Source organism: Pseudoxanthomonas sp. J35 (assembly GCF_000513995.1).
Classification (GTDB): domain Bacteria; phylum Pseudomonadota; class Gammaproteobacteria; order Xanthomonadales; family Xanthomonadaceae; genus Pseudoxanthomonas.
Genome location: NZ_AZVB01000011.1, coordinates 108,656 through 132,314, shown reverse-complemented (window position 1 = coordinate 132,314; position 23,659 = coordinate 108,656). Strand labels below are relative to the sequence as shown.

The 23,659-nt window shown below is 70.4% G+C and carries 23 protein-coding genes and 1 pseudogene; 6 read left to right on the top strand and 18 right to left on the bottom strand.

The annotated features are described in order from the left end of the window. The 12 genes and pseudogenes from PSEJ35_RS0109060 to gspE form a co-directional block, all read right to left on the bottom strand. Window positions 1-198: pseudogene (locus PSEJ35_RS0109060) on the bottom strand (ISL3 family transposase); the annotation flags it as partial. Between the two features lie 339 nt (window positions 199-537). Next, window positions 538-2,664, bottom strand: a complete 2,127-nt coding sequence (gspD, locus tag PSEJ35_RS0109055) for a type II secretion system secretin GspD (RefSeq protein ID WP_028917498.1) — start codon at window positions 2,662-2,664, stop codon at window positions 538-540. A gap of 47 nt (window positions 2,665-2,711) precedes the next feature. Next, complete coding sequence (locus PSEJ35_RS0109050; RefSeq protein WP_028917497.1) at window positions 2,712-3,398, bottom strand: hypothetical protein; 687 nt, start codon at window positions 3,396-3,398, stop codon at window positions 2,712-2,714. Next, entirely contained in the window at window positions 3,388-4,014 is a 627-nt protein-coding gene (gspM, locus tag PSEJ35_RS0109045) for a type II secretion system protein GspM (RefSeq protein ID WP_028917496.1), read from the bottom strand. The genes PSEJ35_RS0109050 and gspM overlap by 11 nt, the downstream gene beginning before the upstream one ends. Beyond that, on the bottom strand, window positions 3,992-5,125 hold the full coding sequence (locus PSEJ35_RS0109040; protein ID WP_028917495.1) for a PilN domain-containing protein: 1,134 nt from the start codon (window positions 5,123-5,125) through the stop codon (window positions 3,992-3,994). Before PSEJ35_RS0109040 ends, gspM begins: the two co-directional genes overlap by 23 nt. Further along, window positions 5,122-5,895, bottom strand: coding sequence for a type II secretion system protein GspK (locus PSEJ35_RS0109035; RefSeq protein ID WP_051412620.1), 774 nt, complete (start codon window positions 5,893-5,895; stop codon window positions 5,122-5,124). Before PSEJ35_RS0109035 ends, PSEJ35_RS0109040 begins: the two co-directional genes overlap by 4 nt. Before the next feature lie 131 nt (window positions 5,896-6,026). Next, on the bottom strand, window positions 6,027-6,683 hold the full coding sequence (locus tag PSEJ35_RS0109030; protein WP_051412617.1) for a prepilin-type N-terminal cleavage/methylation domain-containing protein: 657 nt from the start codon (window positions 6,681-6,683) through the stop codon (window positions 6,027-6,029). Beyond that, the gene (locus PSEJ35_RS0109025; RefSeq protein ID WP_051412616.1) at window positions 6,683-7,126 is read right to left on the bottom strand and encodes a prepilin-type N-terminal cleavage/methylation domain-containing protein; all 444 of its coding nucleotides are present in this window, start codon (window positions 7,124-7,126) and stop codon (window positions 6,683-6,685) included. Before PSEJ35_RS0109025 ends, PSEJ35_RS0109030 begins: the two co-directional genes overlap by 1 nt. Beyond that, complete coding sequence (locus PSEJ35_RS0109020; protein ID WP_051412615.1) at window positions 7,123-7,593, bottom strand: GspH/FimT family pseudopilin; 471 nt, start codon at window positions 7,591-7,593, stop codon at window positions 7,123-7,125. The genes PSEJ35_RS0109025 and PSEJ35_RS0109020 overlap by 4 nt, the downstream gene beginning before the upstream one ends. A 43-nt stretch (window positions 7,594-7,636) precedes the next feature. Further along, complete coding sequence (gene gspG, locus PSEJ35_RS0109015; protein ID WP_037061592.1) at window positions 7,637-8,071, bottom strand: type II secretion system major pseudopilin GspG; 435 nt, start codon at window positions 8,069-8,071, stop codon at window positions 7,637-7,639. Window positions 8,072-8,115: 44 nt separating this feature from the next. Further along, window positions 8,116-9,333 carry a type II secretion system F family protein gene (locus PSEJ35_RS0109010; protein ID WP_028917489.1) on the bottom strand — a complete coding sequence of 406 codons (1,218 nt, stop codon included), beginning with the start codon at window positions 9,331-9,333 and terminating at the stop codon, window positions 8,116-8,118. A 4-nt stretch (window positions 9,334-9,337) separates the two neighbouring features. Next, on the bottom strand, window positions 9,338-11,101 hold the full coding sequence (gene gspE, locus PSEJ35_RS0109005) for a type II secretion system ATPase GspE (RefSeq protein WP_051412613.1): 1,764 nt from the start codon (window positions 11,099-11,101) through the stop codon (window positions 9,338-9,340). A gap of 290 nt (window positions 11,102-11,391) precedes the next feature. On the opposite strand from gspE, the gene PSEJ35_RS0109000 reads away from it, so the two are divergent. Next, entirely contained in the window at window positions 11,392-11,685 is a 294-nt protein-coding gene (locus PSEJ35_RS0109000) for a hypothetical protein (RefSeq protein WP_028917487.1), read from the top strand. 19 nt (window positions 11,686-11,704) lie between these two features. Here PSEJ35_RS0109000 and PSEJ35_RS0108995 read toward each other — a convergent pair whose 3' ends face one another. Beyond that, window positions 11,705-12,061, bottom strand: coding sequence for a GFA family protein (locus PSEJ35_RS0108995; RefSeq protein ID WP_037061583.1), 357 nt, complete (start codon window positions 12,059-12,061; stop codon window positions 11,705-11,707). Window positions 12,062-12,190: 129 nt separating this feature from the next. On the opposite strand from PSEJ35_RS0108995, the gene PSEJ35_RS0108990 reads away from it, so the two are divergent. After that, on the top strand, window positions 12,191-13,999 hold the full coding sequence (locus PSEJ35_RS0108990) for a DUF885 domain-containing protein (protein ID WP_028917485.1): 1,809 nt from the start codon (window positions 12,191-12,193) through the stop codon (window positions 13,997-13,999). Window positions 14,000-14,454: 455 nt separating this feature from the next. Here the strand turns inward: PSEJ35_RS0108990 and PSEJ35_RS0108985 are convergent, their stop codons facing one another. Then, window positions 14,455-16,098, bottom strand: a complete 1,644-nt coding sequence (locus tag PSEJ35_RS0108985; RefSeq protein ID WP_028917484.1) for a serine hydrolase — start codon at window positions 16,096-16,098, stop codon at window positions 14,455-14,457. Window positions 16,099-16,255: 157 nt separating this feature from the next. Here PSEJ35_RS0108985 and PSEJ35_RS0108980 point away from each other — a divergent pair, with 157 nt between their 5' ends. The 4 genes from PSEJ35_RS0108980 (at window position 16,256) to PSEJ35_RS0108965 (ending at window position 19,295) form a co-directional block, all read left to right on the top strand. Then, complete coding sequence (locus PSEJ35_RS0108980; protein ID WP_028917483.1) at window positions 16,256-16,681, top strand: VOC family protein; 426 nt, start codon at window positions 16,256-16,258, stop codon at window positions 16,679-16,681. 46 nt (window positions 16,682-16,727) lie between these two features. Further along, entirely contained in the window at window positions 16,728-17,552 is an 825-nt protein-coding gene (locus PSEJ35_RS0108975) for a DUF72 domain-containing protein (RefSeq protein WP_028917482.1), read from the top strand. 49 nt (window positions 17,553-17,601) lie between these two features. Next, entirely contained in the window at window positions 17,602-18,252 is a 651-nt protein-coding gene (locus PSEJ35_RS15900) for a DUF2238 domain-containing protein (RefSeq protein WP_037082879.1), read from the top strand. A 71-nt stretch (window positions 18,253-18,323) separates the two neighbouring features. Further along, window positions 18,324-19,295 carry a DMT family transporter gene (locus tag PSEJ35_RS0108965; RefSeq protein WP_028917481.1) on the top strand — a complete coding sequence of 324 codons (972 nt, stop codon included), beginning with the start codon at window positions 18,324-18,326 and terminating at the stop codon, window positions 19,293-19,295. 24 nt (window positions 19,296-19,319) lie between these two features. Here the strand turns inward: PSEJ35_RS0108965 and PSEJ35_RS0108960 are convergent, their stop codons facing one another. The 4 genes from PSEJ35_RS0108960 to PSEJ35_RS0108945 form a co-directional block, all read right to left on the bottom strand. Further along, window positions 19,320-20,390 (bottom strand): sensor domain-containing diguanylate cyclase, encoded by a 1,071-nt coding sequence (locus PSEJ35_RS0108960; RefSeq protein ID WP_028917480.1) that lies wholly within the window; start codon window positions 20,388-20,390, stop codon window positions 19,320-19,322. An 86-nt stretch (window positions 20,391-20,476) separates the two neighbouring features. Then, window positions 20,477-20,899 (bottom strand): universal stress protein, encoded by a 423-nt coding sequence (locus PSEJ35_RS16675; protein WP_051412612.1) that lies wholly within the window; start codon window positions 20,897-20,899, stop codon window positions 20,477-20,479. Window positions 20,900-20,990: 91 nt separating this feature from the next. Continuing rightward, on the bottom strand, window positions 20,991-21,710 hold the full coding sequence (locus PSEJ35_RS0108950; protein ID WP_028917479.1) for a pseudouridine synthase: 720 nt from the start codon (window positions 21,708-21,710) through the stop codon (window positions 20,991-20,993). A gap of 112 nt (window positions 21,711-21,822) precedes the next feature. Next, window positions 21,823-23,655, bottom strand: a complete 1,833-nt coding sequence (locus PSEJ35_RS0108945) for a DEAD/DEAH box helicase (protein ID WP_028917478.1) — start codon at window positions 23,653-23,655, stop codon at window positions 21,823-21,825. Window positions 23,656-23,659: the final 4 nt, after the last annotated feature.

The following is a 23,659-nucleotide window of genomic DNA, read 5'->3' as shown; positions in this document are numbered from 1 at the left end:
GTTCAGGTGCCGGAAGCGCTTGATCTGGGTGTCATGCACCGGGTGCTGCCCCGATGCGGCAGGGTGCGCGAAGCGGCTGCCCGCAGTGAAATCGATGAGGATCGTCAACGACCTGGCCTGGGCATCGAAGCGCGTACCGCTCACGTACCAAGGCTGGGCCAGATTGAGGGCCGACGCGAAAAGCAGCCTCTCGTCCATGGGGTCAGGGCTCAGATAAGGAGAGCCGAATCCTGCCCGGCATCCACTCGGAATTCAAAAGAGGCAAATTAAGAACTACCTGGCCTACAGGTACGGCCTGCTTATCTCGGTTGATCAAGATATCCCCCATCTAGATATTAGTTGCTGGCGTCGCGGGCCAAACCCCATTGACGCACCCCCAATCTTCTAGCGCTGAGCGAGCGCTAGACTTCCCCAAGAATCACTCTGCTCGCGCCCCTCTGCACGAGCCATACGACTTCTGCAATTCCAACGTTAGCCCAAGCCTGTTTGACATTCTGTGATCGGACTCGCACACCTGCGCAAGTGAAATATTTACGCCTATGGCCTGCGAAGCGGCTCGAGTGCTCGAAACGACCTCCCATATTCGTCGGTGAGGTTCGCCGCTTCCTGCGGATTGCGGATTACCGTCGGCGTCAACAGCACGATCACCTCCTCGCGACTGTCGTTCACGACTTGGCGCCCGAATAGACCGCCCAGGACCGGCAGCCGGCTCAGACCAGGCACTCCGGACGAACCCGTGTCCTGTCCTTGGCTGATCAGACCGGCGAGCATGATCGTGTCGCCAGCGCGGATCGCCGCCTCGGTCTTCAACCGGCGGGTATCGATGCGCACGTTGCCGTTCTCGTCGGCGTCGGTCTGCGAGCCTGGCGTGCTGACTTCCTGGACGATGTCCAGGAACACCATGCCGTCGCGGGTCACCCGGGGACGGACCTTGAGGATGATGCCGGTATCCAGGTACTGCACCTGGGTATAGCGGCTCTCGCCCGTTCCCGGCATCACCGACACCGAGGTCACCGGAATCTGGCTGCCGACGATGAAGGTGGCCTCGGCATTGTTGCGGACCACCACCGAGGGCGTCTGCAGCAGCTGCACGTCGGTGACCCTGTCCAGCGCACTGATGACCGCGGCCGCGTTGCGGCCGAGGAAGGTCCAGCCCAGGCCGTTGCCGGTGACGCTGCCGGCGATGCCGCCCCATATGTCGCGGCCCAGCGCGCTGGGCAGGCCGGGACCCGCAGGCGGAGCGGCGGTCACCGCGTTCTCGAAATACCAGTTCACCCCGTAGCTCAGTTCGCCGGTGAGCTTGACCTCGGCGACCTGCGCCTCGATGTGCACCTGCAGCGGCATCACGTCGAGCTTGTCGATCACTTCCCGGATCGAACGCCAGGCGGAGGGACGCGCGCGGACCAGCAGCGAATTTGTTTCCTCCACCGCCGACACGCCGACCCGGTCGCCGTCCACCTCCAGGCTGAGGCTGGCGTTGCCGCTGGCCGCCGGGCTCAGCTGCAGCATGCCTTCGTTGGCTCCACCACCCTGGCCGCCGAAGCCGACCGTTCCGCCACGGCTGTCCAGCCCGCCGCTGTCCAGCTGCATGGGCGTGGCGCCGGGGGCCAGCGTGGGCCCGGCGGTGACACTTCGGGCGCCGGTGCCGACGCCGTAGACTTCGGCCAGGCGTTCGGCCAGATCGCGCGCCTTGATGTACTTGAGTTCGTAGGAATACAGGCGCGCCCCCACACCGGCGCTGTCGATCCGATCCAGCCACTGCTGGACCTGGTCCAGGTAGGCGGCCTGCGGGGTGATCACCAGCACCGCGTTGGCGGCTTCCAGCGGCAGGAAGCGGAACATGCCGGCGCTGGGCGTCTTGCCACTGTCGCCGAACACCTTCTCCAGGTCCGCCGCCACCTGTCCGGCGCGGCCCGACTGCAGCGGGAAAACCCCGACCGACATGCCCGACAGCCAGTCGACATCGAACACCTGTACCGTGCGCAGGTAGTTCTCCAACTCGGCTGCGGTCCCGCCCAAGGTGATGAGGTTGCGGGTCGGGTCGACCGCGACGACCGCGTTGGTGCGTGCGTACGGCTCCAGCACTTTCTTCATTTCCTCCGCGCCGATGTAGCGCAGCGGCACCACGCGCACCTCGTAGCCTCGGGCTCGCGCGGCCGATCCCGCACGCGGTGCCACGCTGCCGTTCATGCCCTGGTCGGCCGGGACCACGTTGTAGCGTCCGCCGCTGTAGATCAGGCGTGCGTTGTTCTGGCCCAGGACCATGTCCAGCAGCCGCATCGCTTCGCCCGGCGATACCGGGTTGGGCGTGGCCAGGGTGACGGTGCCTTGGACGTCGGGCGCGATGACGTAGTTCTGGCCGAGCATCTCGCCCAGGATCGCCTTGACCACCGCGTGCAGCGATTCGCCCTCGAAGTTGAAGGTGGCCAGGCCCGAGCCCGCGTCGCTGGGCGACGGCGGCGCGAGGGCGGCCTCGTTGATGACCTGGCCGCTGCCGCGACGGATCAGCGGCTGGGGACGCGCGGCAACATCCTCCGCACCTGGCGCATCAGGGACGGCTGTAGTCCGTGGATCGCTGTTGCGACGGATATCGGCGGTGGGAACGCTGCTGCAGGCCGCGAGCAGGAACATGAGAAGAAGGGTGGCGATCGTGCGCAAGGTCATGCCGGTGCTCTTGGAGTGTGTCGTTGAGGCCATGCGGGTCCCAGGCCTCATTGTTTGAGTCGCTGGCGGCGTTCTTCGATCCGCCGCCGGATGTCTTCGATCTGTTGCTGCGTGCCGGCAGCGGGAACTGGCGACGCAGGCTGCGCCAGGGTCACGCTGGCGCCCGTGGCCGGTGGTGGCACCGGGGGCGTGGCCGCCGACGCAGGCGCGGGGAAACCGGGAGCCCCCCCCCGCCCTGAGCGGCCGCCTTCGTAGGTCTGCAGCGCCAACGAACGGGTGCCGCCGGGCCCGGCCACCGCCGCCGCGCGGGGTTGCAACGAAAGCAGCCGCCAACCCGCCACCTCGGGACCGTCCAGGCGCAGCCGCAGCGAGGCGCCGTTCGGCGTCTGCAGGGTCGCCAGTTGCAGGCCCGGCGTGATCAGCACGCCGGTCAGGCGGACGTCTTCGGCCGCGGCCGGCTCGGCGTCGGGAACGAGCTGGAAGGCCTTGGGCAGGCGGTCCGCGGAGAACAGCGGCTGTGCGGCGATGCCGGAGTAGCGATCGAAATCCCGCAACCGCTCCGGCGCCTGCTCGGGCAACGCCGGTATGGCCAGCGCCGCCGCGCCGGCCTCCTTCCCGGCCGCCGGCGCAATCCGCCCGCCCAGGCCGGTCATGGCCAACAGCCATACCGATACCGCCCAGCCGGCCACCACCACCAGCAGCCAGGTGCGGGCATTCAATGCTTCAAGGCGCATCGCCGACCTCCACCGGGACGCCGGTGGCCCCTTCCTGGTCGAGATAGCCGCTGAGGTCGAAGCTGGCTTCCACCCCGCCGCTGTTGTCCCGGCCGTCCGCAGTCCGCTGGGCCAGCAGGCTCACCTTGTCGACGAACAGCCGTGGCTGCCCGCTCTCCAGCGCATGCAGCACTGCGGCCAGTGCCGGCACGCCGCAGCGCAGGTGCGCACGGAGCGACACGCGGATGAAGCGGCCTTCTTCGGTCTCCGCCGGCAACGGGGAGCGGTTGTGGATCGCACAGGTGCGGCCGTCGGGACTGGCGGCCAGCACTGCCGTTTCCAGGCGCTGCGCCAGGCCCGCGCTGGCGAGTTCGGCGCTGCGCTCGGGCAGGAAGCCGGGACGTCCGGCCAGCGCGCCGGCGACTTCCTGCAGCTGTCTTTCGACCTGCGCTGCCTGCCGTAGCTGCGCCTGGATGCGCTGGTCGCGTTCCTGCAGGTCCCGGATCCGCTGGTCGGCCTCGCGCATCGGCCCTGTCCAGGCCGGATGCACGATCAGTGCGTAGGCCGCCGCCAGGACGGCGAGGAGCAAGGCCAGCGCCATCCAGCGCTCGCGCCTACTCGGTGCCGGGGTCGCCATCGGCGGTCTCCGTTGCTGAAGAGGCACCGCCCGCCAACTGGGCGGTCACGGTGAAGCGGTTGCGGCCGGACGCCGGGTCGGACTGGAGCGTGCCGGCCAGCGCCGGCTTGCGCCACAGTGGCGCGCCCTCCATGCGTTCGATCAGGGACGGCGCATCGCCGCTGGACCCGACCAGCAGCAGTTGGTCGCCCTCGATCGAGAACTTCTCGAGCCAGGTGCCCTCGGGCAGGCGATGCGTCGCCTCGTCCCATACTTCCACCACGGTGGGCCGCGCGGCACGGACCCGGTCGAGGAATGCGGCACCTTCGACCAGTGCCGAGAGCCGGCCGCGCTGCGCCGCGACCTGCCTGGCCTGCGCGGACTCGGCTTCGACCCGGCGCTGCAATGCGTCGGCGGCGTCACTCCGGTTCTTCAGGACCTGGTGGCCGGCACCGCCGATGGCGAGCAACGCGACCGCGGCCAGGAGCAGGTTCCAGCGCCGCAGCGGATCGGTCCGGCGGCGCCGCTGCGCCGGCGGCAGCAGGTTGAACCCCAGTGGCCGGCCCTGCGCATCGGCCAGGTCGATGCCGGCCAGCGCTGCCGGGGTTTCCCCCTGCCCGCCCAGTTCCCGATCCAGCACGCGCCGCGGCACGACGACGATCTCCACATCGATCTGTCCGTCGTCGCTATGGCCGATCGTGCGGGCGTCGTAGTGGACTTCGCCGGCCGCGAACGGTGTCTGCCGGTCGATCTCGAATCCGACGACCTGCCGCAGGTGCCGCGATGCGGACGCCGGCAGGCGAAGGCGCCGACGCAATCCCGATGCGGTCGGCAGCAGCCACCAGCGCGGCAGGGCGGCCGCACGCGCAGCCAGCAGTCGGTCAAGATCGAGCGAGTCGCCCACGACGGGGATGCGCGCCAGTTCGCGCAATCGTCCGTCCCCCTCCCAGAGGACGAGCAGCTCATCGGCCTGCCTGCACAGCAGCAGGCGGTCGTGGGCCCAACCCAGCAGGTCGCGCCAATCGCGGGGAAGCCACGCCGCCAGGCAGCCTCGCCACCAGTCCCAGAAATCAACCAGGCCCGGAAGCCGGCGCACGCCGACGCCTCCGGGACCAACGCCCGCCGTGTTCATCGTGTCGATGTCCCCCTTTCCCAACGCAAGACCGCATAGGTCGCACCCGGCACCGTGCCACTGCTCCGCACCGTCGCCCGCAGCACTGCTTCGCGGCCATCGACCAACGTAGCGCGGCTGTCGATGCTGTAGGTCCCGGTACCGGCTATCGGCTGTGCATCCCGATGTTCGTGGCCGATGCGCGCGACATCGGGCCCCAGCGCGGCAAGCACCGGCGCGGGAGCGAACTCGGCATTCGGGCGCGGCATGCCGCTGAACACCGTCAAGTGCGGCGCCAGGGCGGCGAACAGTTCCGGTGTCATGCCCAGCACCCGGTGCAACTCGGCCACGCTCTGGAACGGTGCATTCTTGGCGCCGTAGGCCCGGCCGGCGGCGGCGTACGCCGGATCCTCGGCGCCGCCACCGGGCTGGACCAGCGAATCCGGGTCGCGCCAGTCCGCGATCGCGCCGGCCAGCTGCTGGGCCGCCGCCGGCTCCGTGCCCACGGCGCGCAGCAACGCCGCCAGCAGTACCGGATCGGCCTGGTTGATGTCGACCTTGCCCGACTCGTCGACGATCCGCAGTTCGACGGAGGCGCCCGCGAAGGACCAGGCGTAGGGTCGGCCGTCGGCTGCCCATCGGCGCTGGGGATGCGGATCGGCCAGGCGCGCCATCGCGTACTCGATGCCGGCGCGCGCGACCTCCTGGGCCTGTGCACCGTCGGCCTGCACTTTCCCCTGCAGCATCTCCACGCGCGAGGCCAGTGCGAAAGCGCCGATCGTCGCCACCATCACCACGATCAGCCACAGTACGAGCGGAAGCGCTGCGCCGCGCTGCACGCCTGCGCCATGACCGCCTGGCCGGCCGCCGACCTGCCGGCTGAGCCAGCTGAGCCGGCCCGGCAGGGATGCACCCGTCCGCCTCATGGCGTGGCTCCGGCACCGCCGTTGGGCAGCGACACCACCATCGGTGGCCACGCCTCCCCCTCGTCCGGCTCGATCACGACCTCGACCTGCAACGGCATCCGCTCCGGCCAGGGCCAATGCGCCTGCCAGTCGCCAAGGCCGCCTTGCGGGTCGATCCCGCGATAGCGGAAGCGCACCGCCAGCAACCGATCGGCCAGCATCTCCGGTGGACGCGCGGCCGTCCCGGCGACCACCCTGCCCGCCTGGACCATCGACAAGTCCAGCAGCAGCTGTCGCCGGTTGCCGTTGCCGTCCACCTGCAGTTCGTGCAGATACGGCCCTCCCTGGCCCAGGTACGGCGGCAGATCGGCGACGAAGCGCATCCGCTCCGGTTCGCCGACGAAGCGCAGCGGACGTGCGCCGTCGCTGCTGTCGAACGCGATCGGCAAGGCGCCGGCCAGGCGCCAGCGCAGGAAGCCCTCGACCGCGCGCATGCGCTCGCTGCGCGCGGCGATGGCTTCGCCACGTGCAGTGACGGTCTGGGCGGACCGGATCACCGCGAAGGCCAGCGCCAGTCCGGCCGCCAGCAACACCATGGCCAACAGCACTTCGATCAGGCTGAAGCCTCGCGCGCGCACGGCGACCGGACCGGCAGCGATGGATGGACCGGGCATCAGCGGACACCTTCCGCGGGAACCAGCCGCAGGGTGTGCCAGCGCATTGCCTGGGCGGGCCCGTCTCCCCAGCGGACCTCCAGGGTCAGCTGCCGCAGTTGCGGCGAGGCGGACCGCTCCGGCATCGCCTGGACAAGCGCAGGGTCGGCGTAGGGTGCGATCTCCAGTGTCCAGCGGTAGCGATCCCGGTCGAAGGTGCCCTCCCTCCGTCCGGGCTCCAGCGCCTCGCCGACGCCGGCCTGGGCCAGCAGCGATTGCGCGTGCAGGCTGGCGCGGCTGAGCTCCTCCCAATGACGCACCTGCCGCGCGGCGCCCGACAGTGCGCCCAGCAGCATCGTCAGGGCCAGCGCCAGCAGGGCGAAAGCGACGATCACCTCCAACAGGGTGAAGCCGGCGCAACGCGCGGCACCGGCTCGGCCTGCGCGGCGAAGCCGCCGCCTCACCGCACGCCCTCCACCGACAGGCGGCTGAGCGTCACCTCGCCGGTGAGCCAGGCCACGTCGACCTGCCAGACGGCGCCTCCCGACGCCAGGCGCACGCGTCCGCCGGTGGAGCCGCCGTCCTCGAAGAACACGATCGCGCCGGTGCCGGGACCTGGCTGCACTTCACGCGCGCCGATGAAACCGATCTCCACGGCATCCGGAACCCGGCCCTGGCGCGCGCCGGCCGCCCGCCAACGCCGCTGCTGCGGATCGATCTCGAACCGCTGCATCTGTCCGCTGGCGATCGCCTGCGCCCGGGTGTAACGCAGTTGCGCGGCGATCTCCTTGGCGCTGCCGCGCATCCGCACGCCGTCCAGGCCACCGCTGTACGCCGCCACGGCAAGCGTGCCGGCCAGCGCAACCAGCGCCATCACCAGCAGCAGTTCGAGCAGCGACATGCCGTTCGCACGCCGGCGGCAGACCCGCATGCTCACGCTGACGTCCCGTTGCGCACCGGCGGCACCGCTCCAGTCATTCGTAGCGGACCTCCGCGTCGTAACTGTCGCCGCCAGGCTTGCCGTCCTTGCCCAGACTGAACAGGTCGAAGGGCTGTGACTCGCCCGGCACCCGGTACTGGATCGGATGGCCCCAAGGGTCGTTCAGTTCGGCCGCCTTGGCGTAGGGTCCGAGCCAGCCGCCGGCATTGCCGGGCGACGTCACCAGATCCTCCAGCTTCCCTGGCAGCCGCCCGGTATCCAGCTGGTAGTTCTCCACCTTCCCCGCCAGGGTCTGGATCTGCGACCGTGCCAGGTTGGCCTTGCCGCGGTCCGCGCCGCCGAGCACCCGGCTGCCGACCAGGGTCAGCACCCCGCCGATCAGCACCAGCACGATGATCATTTCCAGCAGGCTCATGCCCGCCTGCCGGAAACCCCTGCGTACGGGGCGCGGCCGGGCGATGGTTCGCATTGCGGTCTTCTCCATGGATTGCATTCTTCGGTGGCGCGTCGCACTCATCCCAAGGCACCGGTCAGGTCGTACAGCGGCACCAGCACCGCGACGATCACCAGGCCCACCACGGACGCCAGCACCAGCGTCACCGCAGGCACCAGCGCCGCGAGCAGGCGGTCGATGGCGCGCTGGGTCTCCTGCTCGAAGACCTCGGCGGCCTTGAGCAGCATCCTGTCGAGCGCACCCGATTCCTCGCCTACCTGGATCATCTGCAGGGCCAGCCGCGGAAAGCGCCCGCCCTCGGCCAGCGCCGCGGACAGGCCGAGGCCATCGCGCACGCGGTCGCAGGCCATGCCCACGTCCGCGGCCAGTGCCCGGTTGCCGAGCACGTTGCGGGCGATGCCCAGCGCGCCCAGCAGCGGCACCCCGTTCTTCAGCAGCGTGCCCGCGGTGCGCGCCAGGCGCGCGGTCTCCAGCCGGACCAGCAACGGCCCGAGCGACCGGCGGCGCAACAGCCAGGCGTCCAGGCGCAGGCGGGCCTGGGGATCGCGTCGCTGGCGGTCGAGCCACCACGCCGCCACGGCCAGCGCCACCGGCAGTACCGGCCAGCCCGTACGCACGACCAGCCCCAGCCACAGCACCAGGAGGGTGAACCATGGCAGCGGCACCTCCAGGCTCTCGTACATCAGCGCGAACTGCGGCACGACGTAGCCGAGCAGGAACAGCAGCGCCAGTCCCACCACCACCAGCAGGATCGCCGGGTAGATCAGGGCATTGACCACGCGCGTCTTCAAGGCCTGGCTGCGCTCCAGGTACTCGGCCAGGCGCTGCAGGCTCTCGTGCAGGTTTCCGCCGGCCTCGCCGGCGCGGACCATGTTCAGGTACAGCCGTGAGAACACGCCATGCTGCCGTTCCAGCGCCGACGACAGCGACGCGCCGCCACGCAACGCCTCACGCACATCGGCGATCAGCCGCCGCGTCCGGTCGTCGTCCGGCACTTCGAGCAGGATCGATAGCGCCCGGTCCAGCGGCTGCCCGGCGCCGAGCAGGGTCGCCAGCTGCTGGGTGAACTGCGGCAGTGCATCGCCCGCCAGCGGCCTGCGGCGCGCCAGGGTCCGCAACCACGCGCCGCCACCAGCCGCGCCGGCAGGCCAGGCCTCCACCGGGAGATGGCCCTGCTCCTGCAGCCGCGCGATTACCTCGGCATCGCTGGCCGCCTCCATGCGCCCTTCCAGCATCCCGCCGCGCGAATCGATCGCCTTGTAGTCGAAGAAGGCCATGCGCCTAGCCTTCCTCCGTCACGCGCAGCACTTCCTCGAGGGTCGTCTCGCCACGCAACGCCTTGGCCACGCCGTCCTCGTACATGGTCCGCATGCCGCCTTCGCGGGCGATGCGCTCGATCTCGTCGGCGCCGGCCCGGCGCATGGTCGCGGCGCGCAGGGCGTCGTCCATGACCAGCAGCTCCATGATGGTGGTCCGCCCCAGGTAGCCAGTGGGTGTCAGCGTCGACGGCCGCGGCCGGTGCAGCCGGATCTCGCCCTGCGGCTGGAAGCGGCGCAGACCGAAGCGTTCGATCTCCTCCGGCGAGGCCGGATAAGGCTCGGCGTGGGTCGGCTCCAGGCGCCGGACCAGGCGCTGGGCCAGGATGGCATTGACGGTGGACGTCAGCAGGTAGTCCTCCACGCCCATGTCCAGCAGCCGCGCCATCCCGCCGGCGGCGCTGTTGGTATGCAGCGTGCTCAGCACCAGGTGACCGGTCAGCGCCGACTGGATCGCGATGCGCGCCGTTTCCAGGTCCCGCATCTCGCCGATCATGACGATGTCCGGGTCCTGGCGGACGATGCCGCGCAGGGCGCTGGCGAAGTCCAGCCCGATCGTCGGCTTGACCTGGATCTGGTTGATGCCCTCGATCTGGTATTCGACCGGGTCCTCGACCGTGATGATCTTGACGCCCGGGGTGTTGAGTCGCGACAGCGCGGCGTAGAGCGTGGTGGTCTTGCCCGAGCCGGTCGGGCCGGTCACCAGCAGGATCCCGTGCGGATGTGCCAGGGCACGCTGGAACTGCGACAGCAGTGCGTCGGTGAAGCCCAGCTGCCGGAAATCGAACACCACCGTCTCGCGGTCGAGCAGGCGCATCACCGCGCTTTCGCCATGCGCGGTCGGCATCGTGCTCACGCGCAGGTCCAGCTCCTTGCCCTGCACCCGCAGCATGATCCGCCCGTCCTGCGGCAGCCGGCGTTCGGCGATGTTGAGCTTGGCCATGATCTTGACCCGGCTGAGCACCGCGGCGGTGAGTTGGGCTGGCGGGCTTTCGCCCTCGGACAGCACGCCGTCGATGCGGTAGCGCACCTTCAGCCGGCTCTCGAACGGTTCGATGTGGATGTCCGAGGCGCGCAGCTCCACTGCACGCTGGATGATCAGGTTCACGAGGCGGATGACCGGCGCCTCGGAGGCCAGGTCGCGCAGGTGCTCGATGTCGTCGACACTGCTTCCGTCGTTGCCATCGGCCGTGTCGACGATCACACCCATGGTGGTGCGCCCTTGACCGAAGAAGCGCTCGATCAATGCGTCCACCTCTGTCCCTATGCCGACCTTGGGCGCGACTTGCAGGCCGGTCGCAAGGGCAATCGCGTCCACGGGGTATGGGTCATGGGGATCGGCCAATACCACTTCGACGACGCCATGGCGTGAAGCGATGGGACATATCCGGAACTGGCGCAGGAATCGCAGCGAGATGCCCAGGCTTTCAAGACTCAGGCCATCACCCGGCTCCAGCGAACCGAGCACCGCGCCATCGATCAGCGGGAGGCCGAGGATATCGGCACAGGCTGCCGCCTTGTCCTGCTCCGACAACAACCCGAGCCGGGCCAGCAGCCCGAGGCGACCGGCCTCCGCCCCGGAACCCAGACTTTGGATTCGCTGCAGGTCGCCAGCTTTCAGCCGACCGGACGCGACCAAGGCATCGATGATCGACGCCTCGGCGTTCAGGACACTCCCAGTCGCTATCGCACCTTCTCGAGCAAGCGAGCCGGCTTCTAGTTCTTTCATGGACCCGCTTGACCCCATCCCCTAGGCCAAGCGCCGCATGCGCTTGCCCGGCACCCAAGCTAGCCGGAGGCAGGCCAAATTTTTGTGATATGCGCCTCGATTCGGCCAGCGCGCACGCCAGGCGGGAATCGAACCGGGCCGGGGCAGCGGGCTAATGGGCCGCCAGGCCATCCCGCTGCCACGAAGATCGCAAACGGACGGCGGGCCGGTATAGCGTGGGCACCGACACCATCACCCGGCCTTGATGGGAACGGCGGCAGGCTGGCCACGTCCCGCACGGAACCGACGCCATGCCCCAGCTCCGCATCCGCATCACCGGCAGCGACGACGACCTGCGCGCGGTGGCCGACCTGCTGCAGAGCGTGGAGGGCATCAAGCACGTGGAGGAGGTGGCCGACCTGATGCCGCGCATGGACGACGACGATTCCAGCTCGGCCGGGCTGTCGGACGATGTCGGCCCCGGCACCCACGAACTGGAGGTGGACGCTCCCAACGAGTACACCGCCGGTCGCGTGCGCGAGGCGGTGGAGGAGCTGGCGATCCGCCTGGGCCTGGTGGTGGAGTTCGAGACCGACGGGGAGTGACCCCGCTTCGACCGGCGCCTCAGAAGCTGGCGCCGTCCACCGGCACGATCTTCAGCGTCGCCAGGTCCACGTCCGGCAGGCAGCGCACGTTGACCGCGACCGTCTTCGCCCCGCTCTGCGGATCGACGCCCTCGCTGAACGGCGCGATGCCGCAGGCCGTGCAGTGGTGGTGGTCGATGTGGTGGCGGTTGAAGCGGTAGGTGGCGACGTCCTCCGGCAGCGAGACCAGGTTCAGCGCCTCGCGCGTGCCGAACCAGAGCAGGCCGCCGCGGCGCCGGCACATCGAGCAGTTGCAGTCGTAGGCCTCGGCGATCGGTTCGCCGGTTTCCAGTTCGAAGGCGATGCGGCCGCAATGGCAGCTTCCCGCGTACTTCATGGCTGTGCTCCGTGGCCGGGCGCACAGGGTAACCGCTTGGCGCCCGCGCACCAGTCCCCTCCTCCGGCACGTGCGCCGGGCCGCCGCCGCGGCCTATGCTTGGCGCTTTCCGCCCGCTGGAACCCTCCCATGCGCCACACCCTGCTCGCCGCCGCCCTCCTCGCCGGCCTGGCCGCCTGCCAGAAGGCCGAATCGCCCACCCCGCCCGCCGGCACCCGCAGCACCGTGGCCGCCGCCGACAGCGCGGCCGACGCCGCCTTCGCCGACCTGTCGCAACGCGCGCTCGACGGCTGGCTGCGCTCCTCGCCGGTCCGCGCCACCCGGATCGGCGAGCACCGCTACGACGGCGAGCTGGACGACCTGGGCGAAGAGGCCCGGCGCGGGCGCCTGGAGTTCGCCCGCGCGATCCTCGCCGAACTGGAGGCGATGGACATCGCCGCGCTGGCGCGCGAGAACCAGGTCGACGCCGCGATCCTGCGCAACCAGCTGCGCTACGAACTATGGATCGGCGAGACCCTGCAGAGCTGGGCCACCGACCCGCAGATCTACAACAGCCTGGCCGGCGGCGCGATCTACGGCCTGATGGCGCGCGAGTTCGCGCCGCTGCCCGAGCGGTTGCGGTCGGCCACCGCGCGCATGGAGAAGATCCCCGCGCTGCTGGCGCAGGCGCGCGCCAACCTCGACCCGGCGCGGGTGCCGAAGGTCCATGCCGAGACCGTGGCCAGGCAGAACGCCGGCATCCTGCGCATCGTCGAGAACTACATCGCCCCGAACCTGGACCAGCTGGACGGCGCCGACCGGCAGCGGGCCGATGCGGCGATCGCAGGCCTGGAGCGGGCGGTGGCCGAGCACCAGCAATGGCTGGACGGAACCCTGGTGCCCAATGCGAAGGGCGAGTTCCGCATCGGCGCCGAACTGTACGACCAGAAGCTGCAGTTCGCCCTGCTGTCCTCGCTGTCGCGCGCGGAGATCAAGCAGCGCGCCGAGGCCGAACTGGCGCGCGTGCGCGGGGAGATGTACGGCATCGCCCGCCAGGTGCTGGCCGAGCGGCCGGACGCGCCCGAACTGCCCGGGGACCCCACGCCCGCGCAGCAGCAGGCGGCGATCGAGGCGGCGCTGGAGCTGGCCTACGCCGAGCGCCCGGCGCGCGACCGGGTCGTGGCCGACGCCCAGGCCGCGCTGGACCGCGCCACCGAGTTCGTCCGCGCCAGGGACCTGGTGACCCTGCCCGACGCGCCGGTGGAGATCATCGAGATGCCCGAGTTCCAGCGCGGCGTGGCGGTGGCCTACGCCGACTCGCCGGGGCCGCTGGACAAGCACCTGAAGACCTTCTACGCGGTCTCGCCGATCCCGGAGGACTGGAGCCAGGCGCAGGTCGACTCGTTCCTGCGCGAATACAACTCGCGCATGATCGAACTGCTGAGCATCCACGAGGGCACCCCGGGCCACTACCTGGAGGGCTGGCACTCGGCCAAGCACCCCTCGACCCTGCGCGCGGTGCTGCGCTCGGGCATGTTCGCCGAGGGCTGGGCGGTCTACACCGAGAAAATGATGGCCGACGCGGGCTACCTGGACAACGATCCGCTGTTCCGCCTGGTGCAGCTGAAGTTCTACCTGCGCACCATCGGCAACGCGATCCTCGACCAGGGCGTGCACGTGGACGGCTGGACGCGCGAGCAGGCGATGGACCTGATGGTGAACCAGACCTTCCAGCAGGAGCGCGAGGCCGCGGGCAAGTGGGTGCGCGCGCAGCTGACCTCGGCGCAGCTGCCGACCTACTTCGTCGGCGCGCAGGAGCACTTCGACACGCGCAAGGCGGTGGAGGCGAAGCTGGGCGATGGCTTCAAGCTGAAGGCCTACCACGACCAGGTCCTGTCCTACGGCGCCCCGCCGGTCCGCTTCGTCCGCCAGCTGATGCTGGACGAGCCGATCCAGTAAGACTGAAGGGCGCCGTGAGAACGGCGCCCTTCTTCTGTTGGGCGCTGGGAAACAGTGAAGGCAAGAGGAAGAGCAACAACAGCAACAACGACGTTAGGCGGGCAGGCTTCGGAGGGAGCCGCGGCAGCGCGGGGGTATGCCGCATCGCGCGGTTCCGCCATCCCTGGCTCCAACGCGCGAACGCAGCACATCCATGTGCTGCTTGCGGCATACCCCCGCGCTACCACGTCTTTCGGCCCGTTGAGGTCGCAGCTTCGTTCCTGTCCCCTCTCCCACCGGGAGAGGGGCCGGGGGAGAGGGTCGGGACCTCAAGCCACGCTGGCATACCTACCCTCTCCCCAACCCCTCCCCCGGAGGGGGAGGGGCTTGCCTCGTAGCCGGATAAGCGAAGCGCATCCGGGAAACGGATTCAGACAGGCGCGTCTCCCCGGATGCGGCCTTCGGCCTTACAGGGATCACTCCACCGGCTTCAGCACCAGGTCCTGGAAGTCGAAGCTGAAGTCGGTCAGGTCGGAGGCGGCTTCCATGCGCGCTTCGCGCGGCTCGCCATCGGCATCGAGGGTGAAGGTCACGAAGGCGTCGCCGTTGAGGGTGCGGTCGTCCCACTTCACCAGGAAGGTGTCGTGCTGCCAGTGCTCCAGGGTGCCGGTGAGCAGCGGGCTGCGCGGGAAACGCATGCGCAGGCGGCTGTTCTCCTGTTCGATCACCACGTCGCCGTACCACGCATCGCGCCAGGTGCCGGTCCAGGCCGAATCGGGCAGCGAGGGCTTCGAGCGCCTGTCGCGCGCGGCGACGCGCTTCGCCCATGCCTCCTCAGCCTTGGCGCGCGATTTCTCCGCCGCGGCGGCGTAGGCGGCGATCCAGTCGTTCTTCTCCGCCGGCTGCAGGAAGGCGTCGAGGATCTGCAGGGTCAGGGCGTTGAACGCGCCGCCGGATTCCTGGTTGGTCAGCACCACCACACCGAGGTTCCGACCCGGCACCAGGGTGACGCGCGAGACCATGCCGGGCCAGCCGCCGGTGTGCCATACCAGCCGCTCGCCGCGGTACGAGGACGTCATCCAGCCCAGGCCGTAGCCGAGGAAGTCCGGCTTCGACGGCGCCAGTTCGGGCACTGCCGGTTCGGCGATCGGGATCGGCGAGACCAGCGACCACATTTCCTTCTGCCTTGCCGGGGTGAACAGCGCGTGCTCCCTGCCCTGTCCGTCGGTGAAGCTGCCGCCGGCCAGCTGCGCGCGCATCCAGCGGCCCATGTCGTGCACGCTGGAATAGATGCCACCGGCGCCGGCGGCGTTGTGCCAGGTCAGCGGGAAGGTCGGGCGCAGGGTGGTGAAGTCGGCCTTGGCGTGGCCGGTGGCGGCCGGGTCGCCGGGGCGCAGCGCGTCGACATTGAAGCGGGTGCCGGACATGCCCAGCGGATCGAAGAAGCGCTGCTGCAGGAAGTCGGCGTAGGACTGGCCGGAGACCTGTTCGATCACCAGGGTCGCGGTGGCATAGAGGATGTTGTCGTAGGCGTAGCGCTCGCGGAAGCCGGTCTTCAGCGGGACGCGTGCCAGGCGCTGCACGACTTCGGTGGTGCTGTAGTCGCTGCCTGGCCAGAACAGCAGGTCGCCGGCGCCCAGGCCCAGGCCGCTGCGGTGGGTGAGCAGGTCGCGGATGCGCATGTCGGCGGTGACGTACGGGTCGGACATCCGGAACCACGGCAGATGGTCGGTGACGCGGTCGTCCCAGGACAGCTTCTTCTCGTCCACCAGCATGGCCAGCGAGGCGGCGGTGAAGGCCTTGGTGTTGGAGGCGATCGCGAACAGGGTCTGCGCGTCGACCTTCTCCGGCCGGCCCAGCTCGCGCACGCCCCAGCCGCCCTCGAACACGACCTGCCCGTCCTTGACCACGCCTACGGCGATGCCCGGGACTTCGAAGCGCTCGCGCACCTCCTCCACCCAGGCATCGAGCGCCGTGGCGTCGAAGCTGGCAGCGGACTGCACGGTGCCGGCGGATCCGGTCGCGGCCTCCTGCGCGGCCAACGCCGGCAACGGCGCAAGCAGCGACAGGCCGAGGGCGAACAGGCAACGGAGGCGGAGCGTCTGGAGGCGTGGCGGCATGCGGGCTGTCCGGGTCGGAAAGCGTCGATTCTAGACATTGCCGGCCGTCTCCGGAGTGGCGGAAGTCCCGTCCGCCGCACGCCACCTCACCGGTGCTTTACGCTGGAGTGGCCACGCTGCCCCCGGCTGCATCGCACCGCTCGCCATGGAGATCGCCATGCCCCGCCCGCCCCGCACCACCAGCACGATCATCCCCTGCCTGCGCTATCGCGACGCCGAGGCGGCGATCGAATGGCTGTGCCGGGCCTTCGGTTTCGAGAAGAACGCGGTGTATGCCGAAGGCGGCGTCGTGCTGCATGCCCAGCTGACCTGGGGCAACGGCATGGTCATGCTCGGTTCCACCGGCGCCGCCAGCGAATGGGGCAAGCTGATCGCCCAGCCCGACGAGACCGGCATGCGCGAGACGCAGAGTCCCTGCGTCATCGTGGAAGACGTCGACGCCCACTACGACCGCGCGAAGGCGGCCGGGGCGACCATCGTCCAGGACATCGCCGACCAGGGCTATGGCGGACGCGGCTATTCCTGCCGCGACATCGAGGGCCACCTGTGGTGGTTCGGGAGTTACGACCCTTGGAAGGCATGAAGCGGATGCAGGCACACCCTATGGCCATGACGGAAACGCTGCGCGCATGAACGACCTGTTCTCGACCCCGCCCGCGCGCCATCCGCGCATCCACGTCGGCATCGGCGGCTGGACCTTCGCGCCCTGGCGCGGCGGCGTGTTCTATCCGCAGGGGCTCGTGCAGCGGCGCGAGCTGGAATACGCCAGCCGCCAGCTCACCGCGATCGAGATCAACGGCACCTACTACGGCACGCAGAAGCCGGAGACGTACGCGAAGTGGCGCGACGAAACCCCGCCGGGCTTCCTGTTCACCGCCAAGGCGCCGAAGCGGATCATGGCCAGCCGCAAGCTGTCCGCCAGCGGCGCGCAGGTCGAGGATTTCGTCGGCGGGATCGCCACCCTCGGCGACCGCCTCGGCGCGTTGCTGTGGCAGTTCGACCGGGGCCAGAGCCCGGCGCTGGACGACCTGGCCGCCTTCCTCGACCTGCTGCCAGCCGAAGCCGGCGGACGGTGCCTGCGCCACGCGCTGGAACTGCGCGACCGCGCGCTGTTCACCCCGGAGCTGCTGGCCCTCCTGCGCGCGCGCAACATCGCCCTGGTGTTCGCCGGCTCGGACGAGCACCCCTCCTCCGCCGACATCACCGCCGATTTCACCTACGCGCGGCTGATGCTCGCCCGCGGCGGACTGGCCCAGGGCTACCCCGACGCGGAGCTCGACGCCTGGGCGCGCCGCACCCGCCAATGGGCCGACGGCGGCGACCCGGACGACCTGCCGCACGTGGAGGCGCCCGTCGCCGGCGACACGCCGCGCGAGGCCTTCGTGTTCTTCATCGCCAGCGCCAAGGAACGCAATCCCGCGGCGGCGCAGGCCCTGCTGCAGCGGCTCGCCTAGCCCGGGCCGGCATCCACGCCGGCCGGCGTTCGTGCGAGGATGCGGCGCCATGACCGACGCCGCCCTCCGCACGCCCGCCTCGCCGCGCCTGGCGAAGACCCTGCTGGCCCTGTTCGTGGCGGTCTGGATCGCACTGGCGATCTCGCCCTGGTACCGCCAGGACTGGGCGCTGGAGAACGTGCTGGTGCTGGTGGCCGTGCCCGCGCTGGCCTGGGGCTGGCGGCGGATGCCGCTGACCGCGCTGAGCTATGCCTGCCTGTTCGTGTTCGGCATGCTGCACGAGGTCGGCGCGCACTACACCTATGCGGAGGTGCCGTACGACGCCTGGTTCCAGCGCCACCTCGGCTTCTCCCTGGACCAGGCACTGGGCCTGCAGCGCAATTCCTTCGACCGGCTGGTGCACTTCCTCTACGGGCTGCTGGTCACCCCGGCCTGCATCGAGCTGCTGGACCGGGTGGCGGCGCCGCGCGGGATCTGGCGCTACGTGATGCCGGTGAGCTTCATCATGTCGCACTCGCTGCTGTTCGAGATGTTCGAGTGGCTGGCCGCCAGCGTGTTCGGCGGAGACCTGGGCCAGGCCTACCTCGGCACCCAGGGCGATGTCTGGGATGCGCAGAAGGACATGCTGATGGCGACCCTGGGCTCGATGCTGGCGGTAACCGTGCTCGGCATGCTGGGCTGGCTGTCGCCGCGGCGCTGATCCCGGCGCGCGACCGGGAAAAATCGCATGCGGCCAACGTCGCAGGGCTGCCACCGGGCGATAATGCGCGCATGCCGATGACCGACACCGCCCGCGCCCAGCTGCAGATCCACTTCTGCGTCCTGCTCTGGGGCTTCACCGCGATCCTCGGCAAGCTGATCAGCCTGCCCGCGCTGCCGCTGGTGTGGTGGCGGATGCTGCTGGTGGTGGCGGCGCTGGCCCTGGTGCCGCGGGTGTGGCGCGGGCTGAGCGCCTTGCCGCCACGGCTGTTCCTGGGCTATGCCGGCATCGGCGTGGTGGTGTCGCTGCACTGGCTGACCTTCTACGGCGCGATCAAGCTGGCCAACGCCTCGGTGGCGGCCACCTGCATCGCCCTGGCGCCGGTATTCACCGCGGTCATCGAGCCGTGGGTCGCGAAGCGGCCGTTCCGTCCGCGCGAACTGGCGCTGGGCGTGGCGGTGCTGCCGGGCGTGGCGATGGTGGTCGGCGGCGTGCCCGACGGCATGCGCCTGGGCGTGGCCGTGGGCGCGCTGTCGGCGCTGCTGGTGGCGGTGTTCGGCTCGTTCAACAAGCGCCTGGTCGAGCACGCCGATCCGCTCACCGTCACCGGCATCGAGCTGGGTGCGGGCACCCTCGCCCTTACCGCGCTGGCGCCGTTGCTGCCGACGCTGATGCCGGCCTTCGACGGCGACCTGCTGGCGGTGCCCGGGCTGTACGACGGCACCCTGCTGCTGGTGCTGGCGCTGGGCTGTACCCTGCTGCCGTTCGCGCTGTCGCTGGTCGCGCTGCGCCACCTCAGCGCCTACAGCGTGCAGCTGGTGACCAACCTCGAACCGGTCTACGCCATCGTCCTGGCCGCGCTGCTGCTGGGCGAACAGCGCGAGCTGACCCCGCTGTTCTACCTGGGCGTGGCGGTGATCCTGGGCGCGGCCTTCCTGGATCCGCTGCTGGCGCGGCGCACGACGGCCAGGGCGCCGGTGCCGGGCGACGTGCAGCATCCGGAGGTACTGGGGACCTCGGAAGCGCGGCAGGTGGTGGACTAGCGGTATCCGCGCAGCGGGCGGCGGTCAGGCCTTGGATTCGACGCGATCGCGGCCGTCGCGCTTGGCCCGGTACAGGGCTTCGTCGGCGCGTTCGAGCAGGGATGCGTAGGTCTCGCCCGGGCGGTAGGCGGTCACGCCGATGCTGGCGCTGACCACCGCGCCCAGCGGCAGCGTGCCGACCGCCTGGCGCAGCAACTCGCACTGCGCGCGCGCCGAATCCAGCGTGGTGCCTGGCAGCAGCAGGGCGAACTCCTCGCCGCCGTAGCGCGCGGCCACGCCCGCCGCGGCGAAGTGCGCCTGCAGCACCTTGCCCACCTCGGCCAGCACCCGGTCGCCTTCGACGTGGCCGTGCACGTCGTTGATGCTCTTGAAATGGTCCAGGTCCAGCAGGGCCACGGACAGCGGGCTGCCGGAGGCGTTCGCCCGCTCGATCTCCACCGCCAGCGCCGCCGAGAAGGCGCGGCGGTTGCTCAGGCCGGTCAGCGGATCGGTGCGGGCCTGCTCGGCCAGCTGCGCGTTCTGCCGTTCCAGCAGCTCGGCGTACCGGGCCAGCTCGCGTTCGAACCAGGTCGACTCGCGCACCTGCTGGTCCAGCGCGCGGGTGACGCGGCGCAGTTCGATCACGTGCCCTGCCTGGCGCGCCAGCGCGCGCAACGCGGCGGCCTGCGAGGCTTCCAGGGTGCCGGGAACGCTGTCGAACACGCACAGGCTGCCCAGGGCCATGCCCTCGCCGTCCAGCAGCGGCACGCCGGCGTAGAAACGGATGCTCTTCCCGCCGATCACCGGCAGCCGGCCGGCGAAGCGCTCGTCCTGTTCGGCGTCCTCGACCAGCATCAGCCGGTGCGGCTCGAGGATGGCGTACTGGCAGAATGAACGGTCGCGCGGGGTCTCGCAGGTGTCGAAGCCGTGGCTGGCCTTGAACCACTGCCGGTCCTCGTCCACCAGCGACACCGCGGCCATGGACTTGCCGGCCACGGCGACGGCCAGGTTGACCAGGTCGTCGAAGGCCTGTTCGCGGGGGGTGTCGAGCAGGCGGGCCGCGCGCAGCGCGGCCAGGCGCTCGGCGTCATTGTCCGGGCGGATGGGCTTGTTCACGGGAGTCCCTTCGGTTCATCCAAGTATGGCTCCCGTACCCCCGACGCTGGCTGAGCGGCGGCCTGGCACGGCCGCCGCGTGCAGGTTCAGTGGCAGACCAGGACCGGGACCGGGCTCAGCGCCACCACCTTCTGCGCGACCGAGCCCAGCAGCAGGGTCTGCAGCGCGTTCCTGCCGTGGCTGCCGATGGCCACCAGGCCGGCCTTCTTAGCCTTGGCTTCTTCCAGCACGGTCGGCACGACCTCGCCGATGGCCTTCTGCTCGGTGACCTTCAGCCCGGTCCGGCGCAGCAGCGGGCGCAGCGGCGCCAGCGCGCGCTCGGCCTCGCGCTCGTAGTACGCGCCCGGGCCAGCCGCGCCGAATTCCTTTTCCGCGGCCTTGGACAGGCGCGGGACCACGGTCAGCACGTGCAGCTGTGGCGGGGTCGCCATGCCCTTGGCCAGCCTGGCGACCTGGCGTACCACGGCCGCGGCCACCGGGCTGTCGTCCACCGCAAGCAGGATCTTCATCGTTCGTCTCCGAGGGATGTACAAGGCGTGCGGTGGGATTCTAGCGGGACGCCGCGCCGGGACGCGCTGATTGCGCTCAAGCGGGCCGGGTTTACCAGTCGCTGTGCTGCGGCAGCAGGCCGCGCAGTTCGGAATCGGTGAGGTTGCGCCATTGGCCCGGTTTGAGGGCGCCCAGCTTGATGTTGTCGATGCGCACGCGGCGCAGCTGGGTGACGCGGTAGTCGAACGCCGCCGCCATCAGCCGGATCTGCCGGTTGAGGCCCTGCTCCAGGACGATGCGGAAGCCGAACTTTGCGATGCGGCTGGTCCGGCACGGCAGGGTCATCTGCCCGTGGATGCGCACGCCGCGCGACATGCCGCGCAGGAACTCGTCGGTCACCGGCTTGTTCACCGCCACCAGGTATTCCTTCTGGTGCCGGTTCTCGGCGCGCAGGATCTGGTTGACGATGTCGCCGTTGCTGGTCAGCAGGATCAGGCCTTCGGAATCCTTGTCGAGGCGGCCGATCGGGAAGATCCGCTGCTCGTGGCCGACGAAGTCGACGATATTGCCCTTGACCGAGCTTTCGGTGGTGCAGGTGATGCCGACCGGCTTGTTCAGCGCGATGTAGACGTGGCGGCGCTTGCCGGCCCTGGCCGTGCGCGCCTTCAGCGGCTGGCCGTCGAGCAGCACGGTGTCGCCCTCGCCCACCACCGCGCCGACGCCGGCCGGCTGGCCGTTGACGGTGACGCGGCGTTCGGCGATCAGGCGGTCGGCCTCGCGGCGCGAACAGAAGCCGGTCTCGGCGATGTGCTTGTTGAGGCGGACGGTCATGCCGGCATTATCGCGGATCGGCGTGCGGGTTCGCGCGCGGCGCCGGCCTCGGACCGGCGCGACGCGGCGCCATCACATGGGAGGGAACGCGGGACGAGGCCCGCGCCGCGGCTCAGCGCGGCGCGGACGGGCCCTTGCGGTGCGGCCGGACCGGCGGCTTGCCGGCGCGACCCGGACGCGCGCCGTGCGGGCGGAAGCGGCCCTTCGGCGCGTTCTCCGACGGGGCGTGGCTGCCGTCCCACTTGCTGATCTTCAGCTGCTGGCCAACCACCCATGTCTTCTGCAGGTGCTGCAGGATCTCCGGCGGCATGCCTTCGGGCAGGTCGAGGACCGAATGGTCCTCGTGGATGTCGATGCGGCCGATGTAGCGCGCTTCCAGGCCGGCTTCGTTGGCGATGGCGCCGACGATGTTCCCCGGCTTGACCCCGTGCACGTGGCCGACCTCGACCCGGTACGCCTCCATGCCCGGCTGCGGCGCGTCGCGCGGCGGCTTGGGCGCGCGCGGGACGCGCTGGCCGAACGGCTCCTCGTCGCGACCGCGGTGCTCGCGCGGGGCGCGGGGTTCGCGCGGTTCGCGCTCGAAGCGCGCACGCGGCGCCGGCTCCTCACGCGCTTCCAGCAGCAGCGGGGTGTCGCCGTGCAGCAGCCTGGCCAGCGCGGCGGCCACTTCGGTGACGGTCACGTCGTGCTCGCCGGCGTAGCGTTCGACCAGCTCGCGGTAGTCGTCCAGGTCGCCGGCTTCCAGCGCGCCGGAGATGCGCTCGAAGAAGCGCGCGACGCGGCGGTCGTTCACCGCCTCGACGGTCGGCAGGCGCATTTCCTCGATCGGCTGCCGGGTGGCGCGCTCGATCGCACGCAGCATGCCCTTCTCGCGCGGGGTGACGAACAGGATCGCCTCGCCGCTGCGCCCGGCGCGGCCGGTGCGGCCGATGCGGTGGACGTAGCTTTCGGTGTCGTACGGGATGTCGTAGTTGAGGACGTGGCTGATGCGCTCCACGTCCAGGCCGCGCGCGGCCACGTCGGTGGCCACCAGCACGTCGAGCTTGCCGTCCTTGAGCTGCTGGATGATCCGTTCGCGCTGCTGCTGCTGCAGGTCGCCATTGATCGCGGCAGCGGCCTGGCCGCGCGCCTGCAGCTTCTCCGCGAGCTCCTCGGTGCCGGCCTTGGTGCGGGCGAACACGATCATCGCGTCGAACGGCTCGGCCTCGATGATCCGGGTCAGCGCGTCCAGCTTGTGCATGCCGCTGACGAACCAGTAGCGCTGGCGGATGTTGGCCGAGGTGGTGGTCCTGGCGGCGATGGTGACTTCGGCCGGGTCGCGCAGGTAGGTCTGGGCGATGCGCCGGATTGGCGCCGGCATGGTCGCCGAGAACAGCGCCACCTGGCGCTGCGGCGGGGTCTTCTGCAGCACCGCCTCGACGTCGTCGATGAAGCCCATGCGCAGCATCTCGTCGGCCTCGTCCAGGACCAGGCACTTGAGCTCGGACAGGTCCAGGGTGCCGCGGTTGAGGTGGTCGATCACCCGGCCCGGGGTGCCGACGACGACGTGCACGCCGCGGCGCAGCGCGTGCAGCTGCGGGCCGTAGCCCTGCCCACCGTAGATCGGCAGGACCTGGAAGCCGGGCAGCTTCACCGCGTAGCGCTGGAAGGCCTCGGCGACCTGGATGGCCAGTTCGCGGGTCGGCGCCAGCACCAGCACCTGCGGCTTGCCCTTCGACAGGTCGAGTCGCGCCAGCGCCGGCAAGGCGAAGGCGGCGGTCTTGCCGGTACCGGTCTGGGCGGTGCCCAGCACGTCGCGGCCGGCCAGCAGCGCGGGGATGGTCGCGGCCTGGATCGGTGAAGGCGATTCGTAGCCGACCGCGGACAGCGCGGCCAGCAACGGCTCGGGGAGGCCGAGGTCGCCGAAGTTCGGCGCGGCGGGGGATTCTTGGTCGGGGGCGGACATCCGG

Coding starts and splice junctions, on each gene's coding strand:
- gspE (WP_051412613.1), bottom strand. CDS start 11,101: ATGAAAGAACTAGAAGCCGGCTCGCTTGCTCGAGAAGGTGCGATAGCG.
- PSEJ35_RS0109040 (WP_028917495.1), bottom strand. CDS start 5,125: ATGAACACGGCGGGCGTTGGTCCCGGAGGCGTCGGCGTGCGCCGGCTT.
- PSEJ35_RS0108945 (WP_028917478.1), bottom strand. CDS start 23,655: ATGTCCGCCCCCGACCAAGAATCCCCCGCCGCGCCGAACTTCGGCGAC.
- PSEJ35_RS0108965 (WP_028917481.1), top strand. CDS start 18,324: ATGCCGATGACCGACACCGCCCGCGCCCAGCTGCAGATCCACTTCTGC.
- PSEJ35_RS0108975 (WP_028917482.1), top strand. CDS start 16,728: ATGAACGACCTGTTCTCGACCCCGCCCGCGCGCCATCCGCGCATCCAC.
- PSEJ35_RS0109010 (WP_028917489.1), bottom strand. CDS start 9,333: ATGGCCTTCTTCGACTACAAGGCGATCGATTCGCGCGGCGGGATGCTG.
- PSEJ35_RS15900 (WP_037082879.1), top strand. CDS start 17,602: ATGACCGACGCCGCCCTCCGCACGCCCGCCTCGCCGCGCCTGGCGAAG.
- PSEJ35_RS0109020 (WP_051412615.1), bottom strand. CDS start 7,593: ATGCGGGTCTGCCGCCGGCGTGCGAACGGCATGTCGCTGCTCGAACTG.
- PSEJ35_RS0109035 (WP_051412620.1), bottom strand. CDS start 5,895: ATGGTGGCGACGATCGGCGCTTTCGCACTGGCCTCGCGCGTGGAGATG.
- PSEJ35_RS0108985 (WP_028917484.1), bottom strand. CDS start 16,098: ATGCCGCCACGCCTCCAGACGCTCCGCCTCCGTTGCCTGTTCGCCCTC.
- PSEJ35_RS0108995 (WP_037061583.1), bottom strand. CDS start 12,061: ATGAAGTACGCGGGAAGCTGCCATTGCGGCCGCATCGCCTTCGAACTG.
- gspG (WP_037061592.1), bottom strand. CDS start 8,071: ATGCGAACCATCGCCCGGCCGCGCCCCGTACGCAGGGGTTTCCGGCAG.
- PSEJ35_RS0109050 (WP_028917497.1), bottom strand. CDS start 3,398: ATGCGCCTTGAAGCATTGAATGCCCGCACCTGGCTGCTGGTGGTGGTG.
- PSEJ35_RS0108950 (WP_028917479.1), bottom strand. CDS start 21,710: ATGACCGTCCGCCTCAACAAGCACATCGCCGAGACCGGCTTCTGTTCG.
- gspM (WP_028917496.1), bottom strand. CDS start 4,014: ATGGCGACCCCGGCACCGAGTAGGCGCGAGCGCTGGATGGCGCTGGCC.
- PSEJ35_RS0109030 (WP_051412617.1), bottom strand. CDS start 6,683: ATGCCCGGTCCATCCATCGCTGCCGGTCCGGTCGCCGTGCGCGCGCGA.
- PSEJ35_RS0108990 (WP_028917485.1), top strand. CDS start 12,191: ATGCGCCACACCCTGCTCGCCGCCGCCCTCCTCGCCGGCCTGGCCGCC.
- PSEJ35_RS0108980 (WP_028917483.1), top strand. CDS start 16,256: ATGCCCCGCCCGCCCCGCACCACCAGCACGATCATCCCCTGCCTGCGC.
- PSEJ35_RS16675 (WP_051412612.1), bottom strand. CDS start 20,899: ATGAAGATCCTGCTTGCGGTGGACGACAGCCCGGTGGCCGCGGCCGTG.
- PSEJ35_RS0109000 (WP_028917487.1), top strand. CDS start 11,392: ATGCCCCAGCTCCGCATCCGCATCACCGGCAGCGACGACGACCTGCGC.
- gspD (WP_028917498.1), bottom strand. CDS start 2,664: ATGACCTTGCGCACGATCGCCACCCTTCTTCTCATGTTCCTGCTCGCG.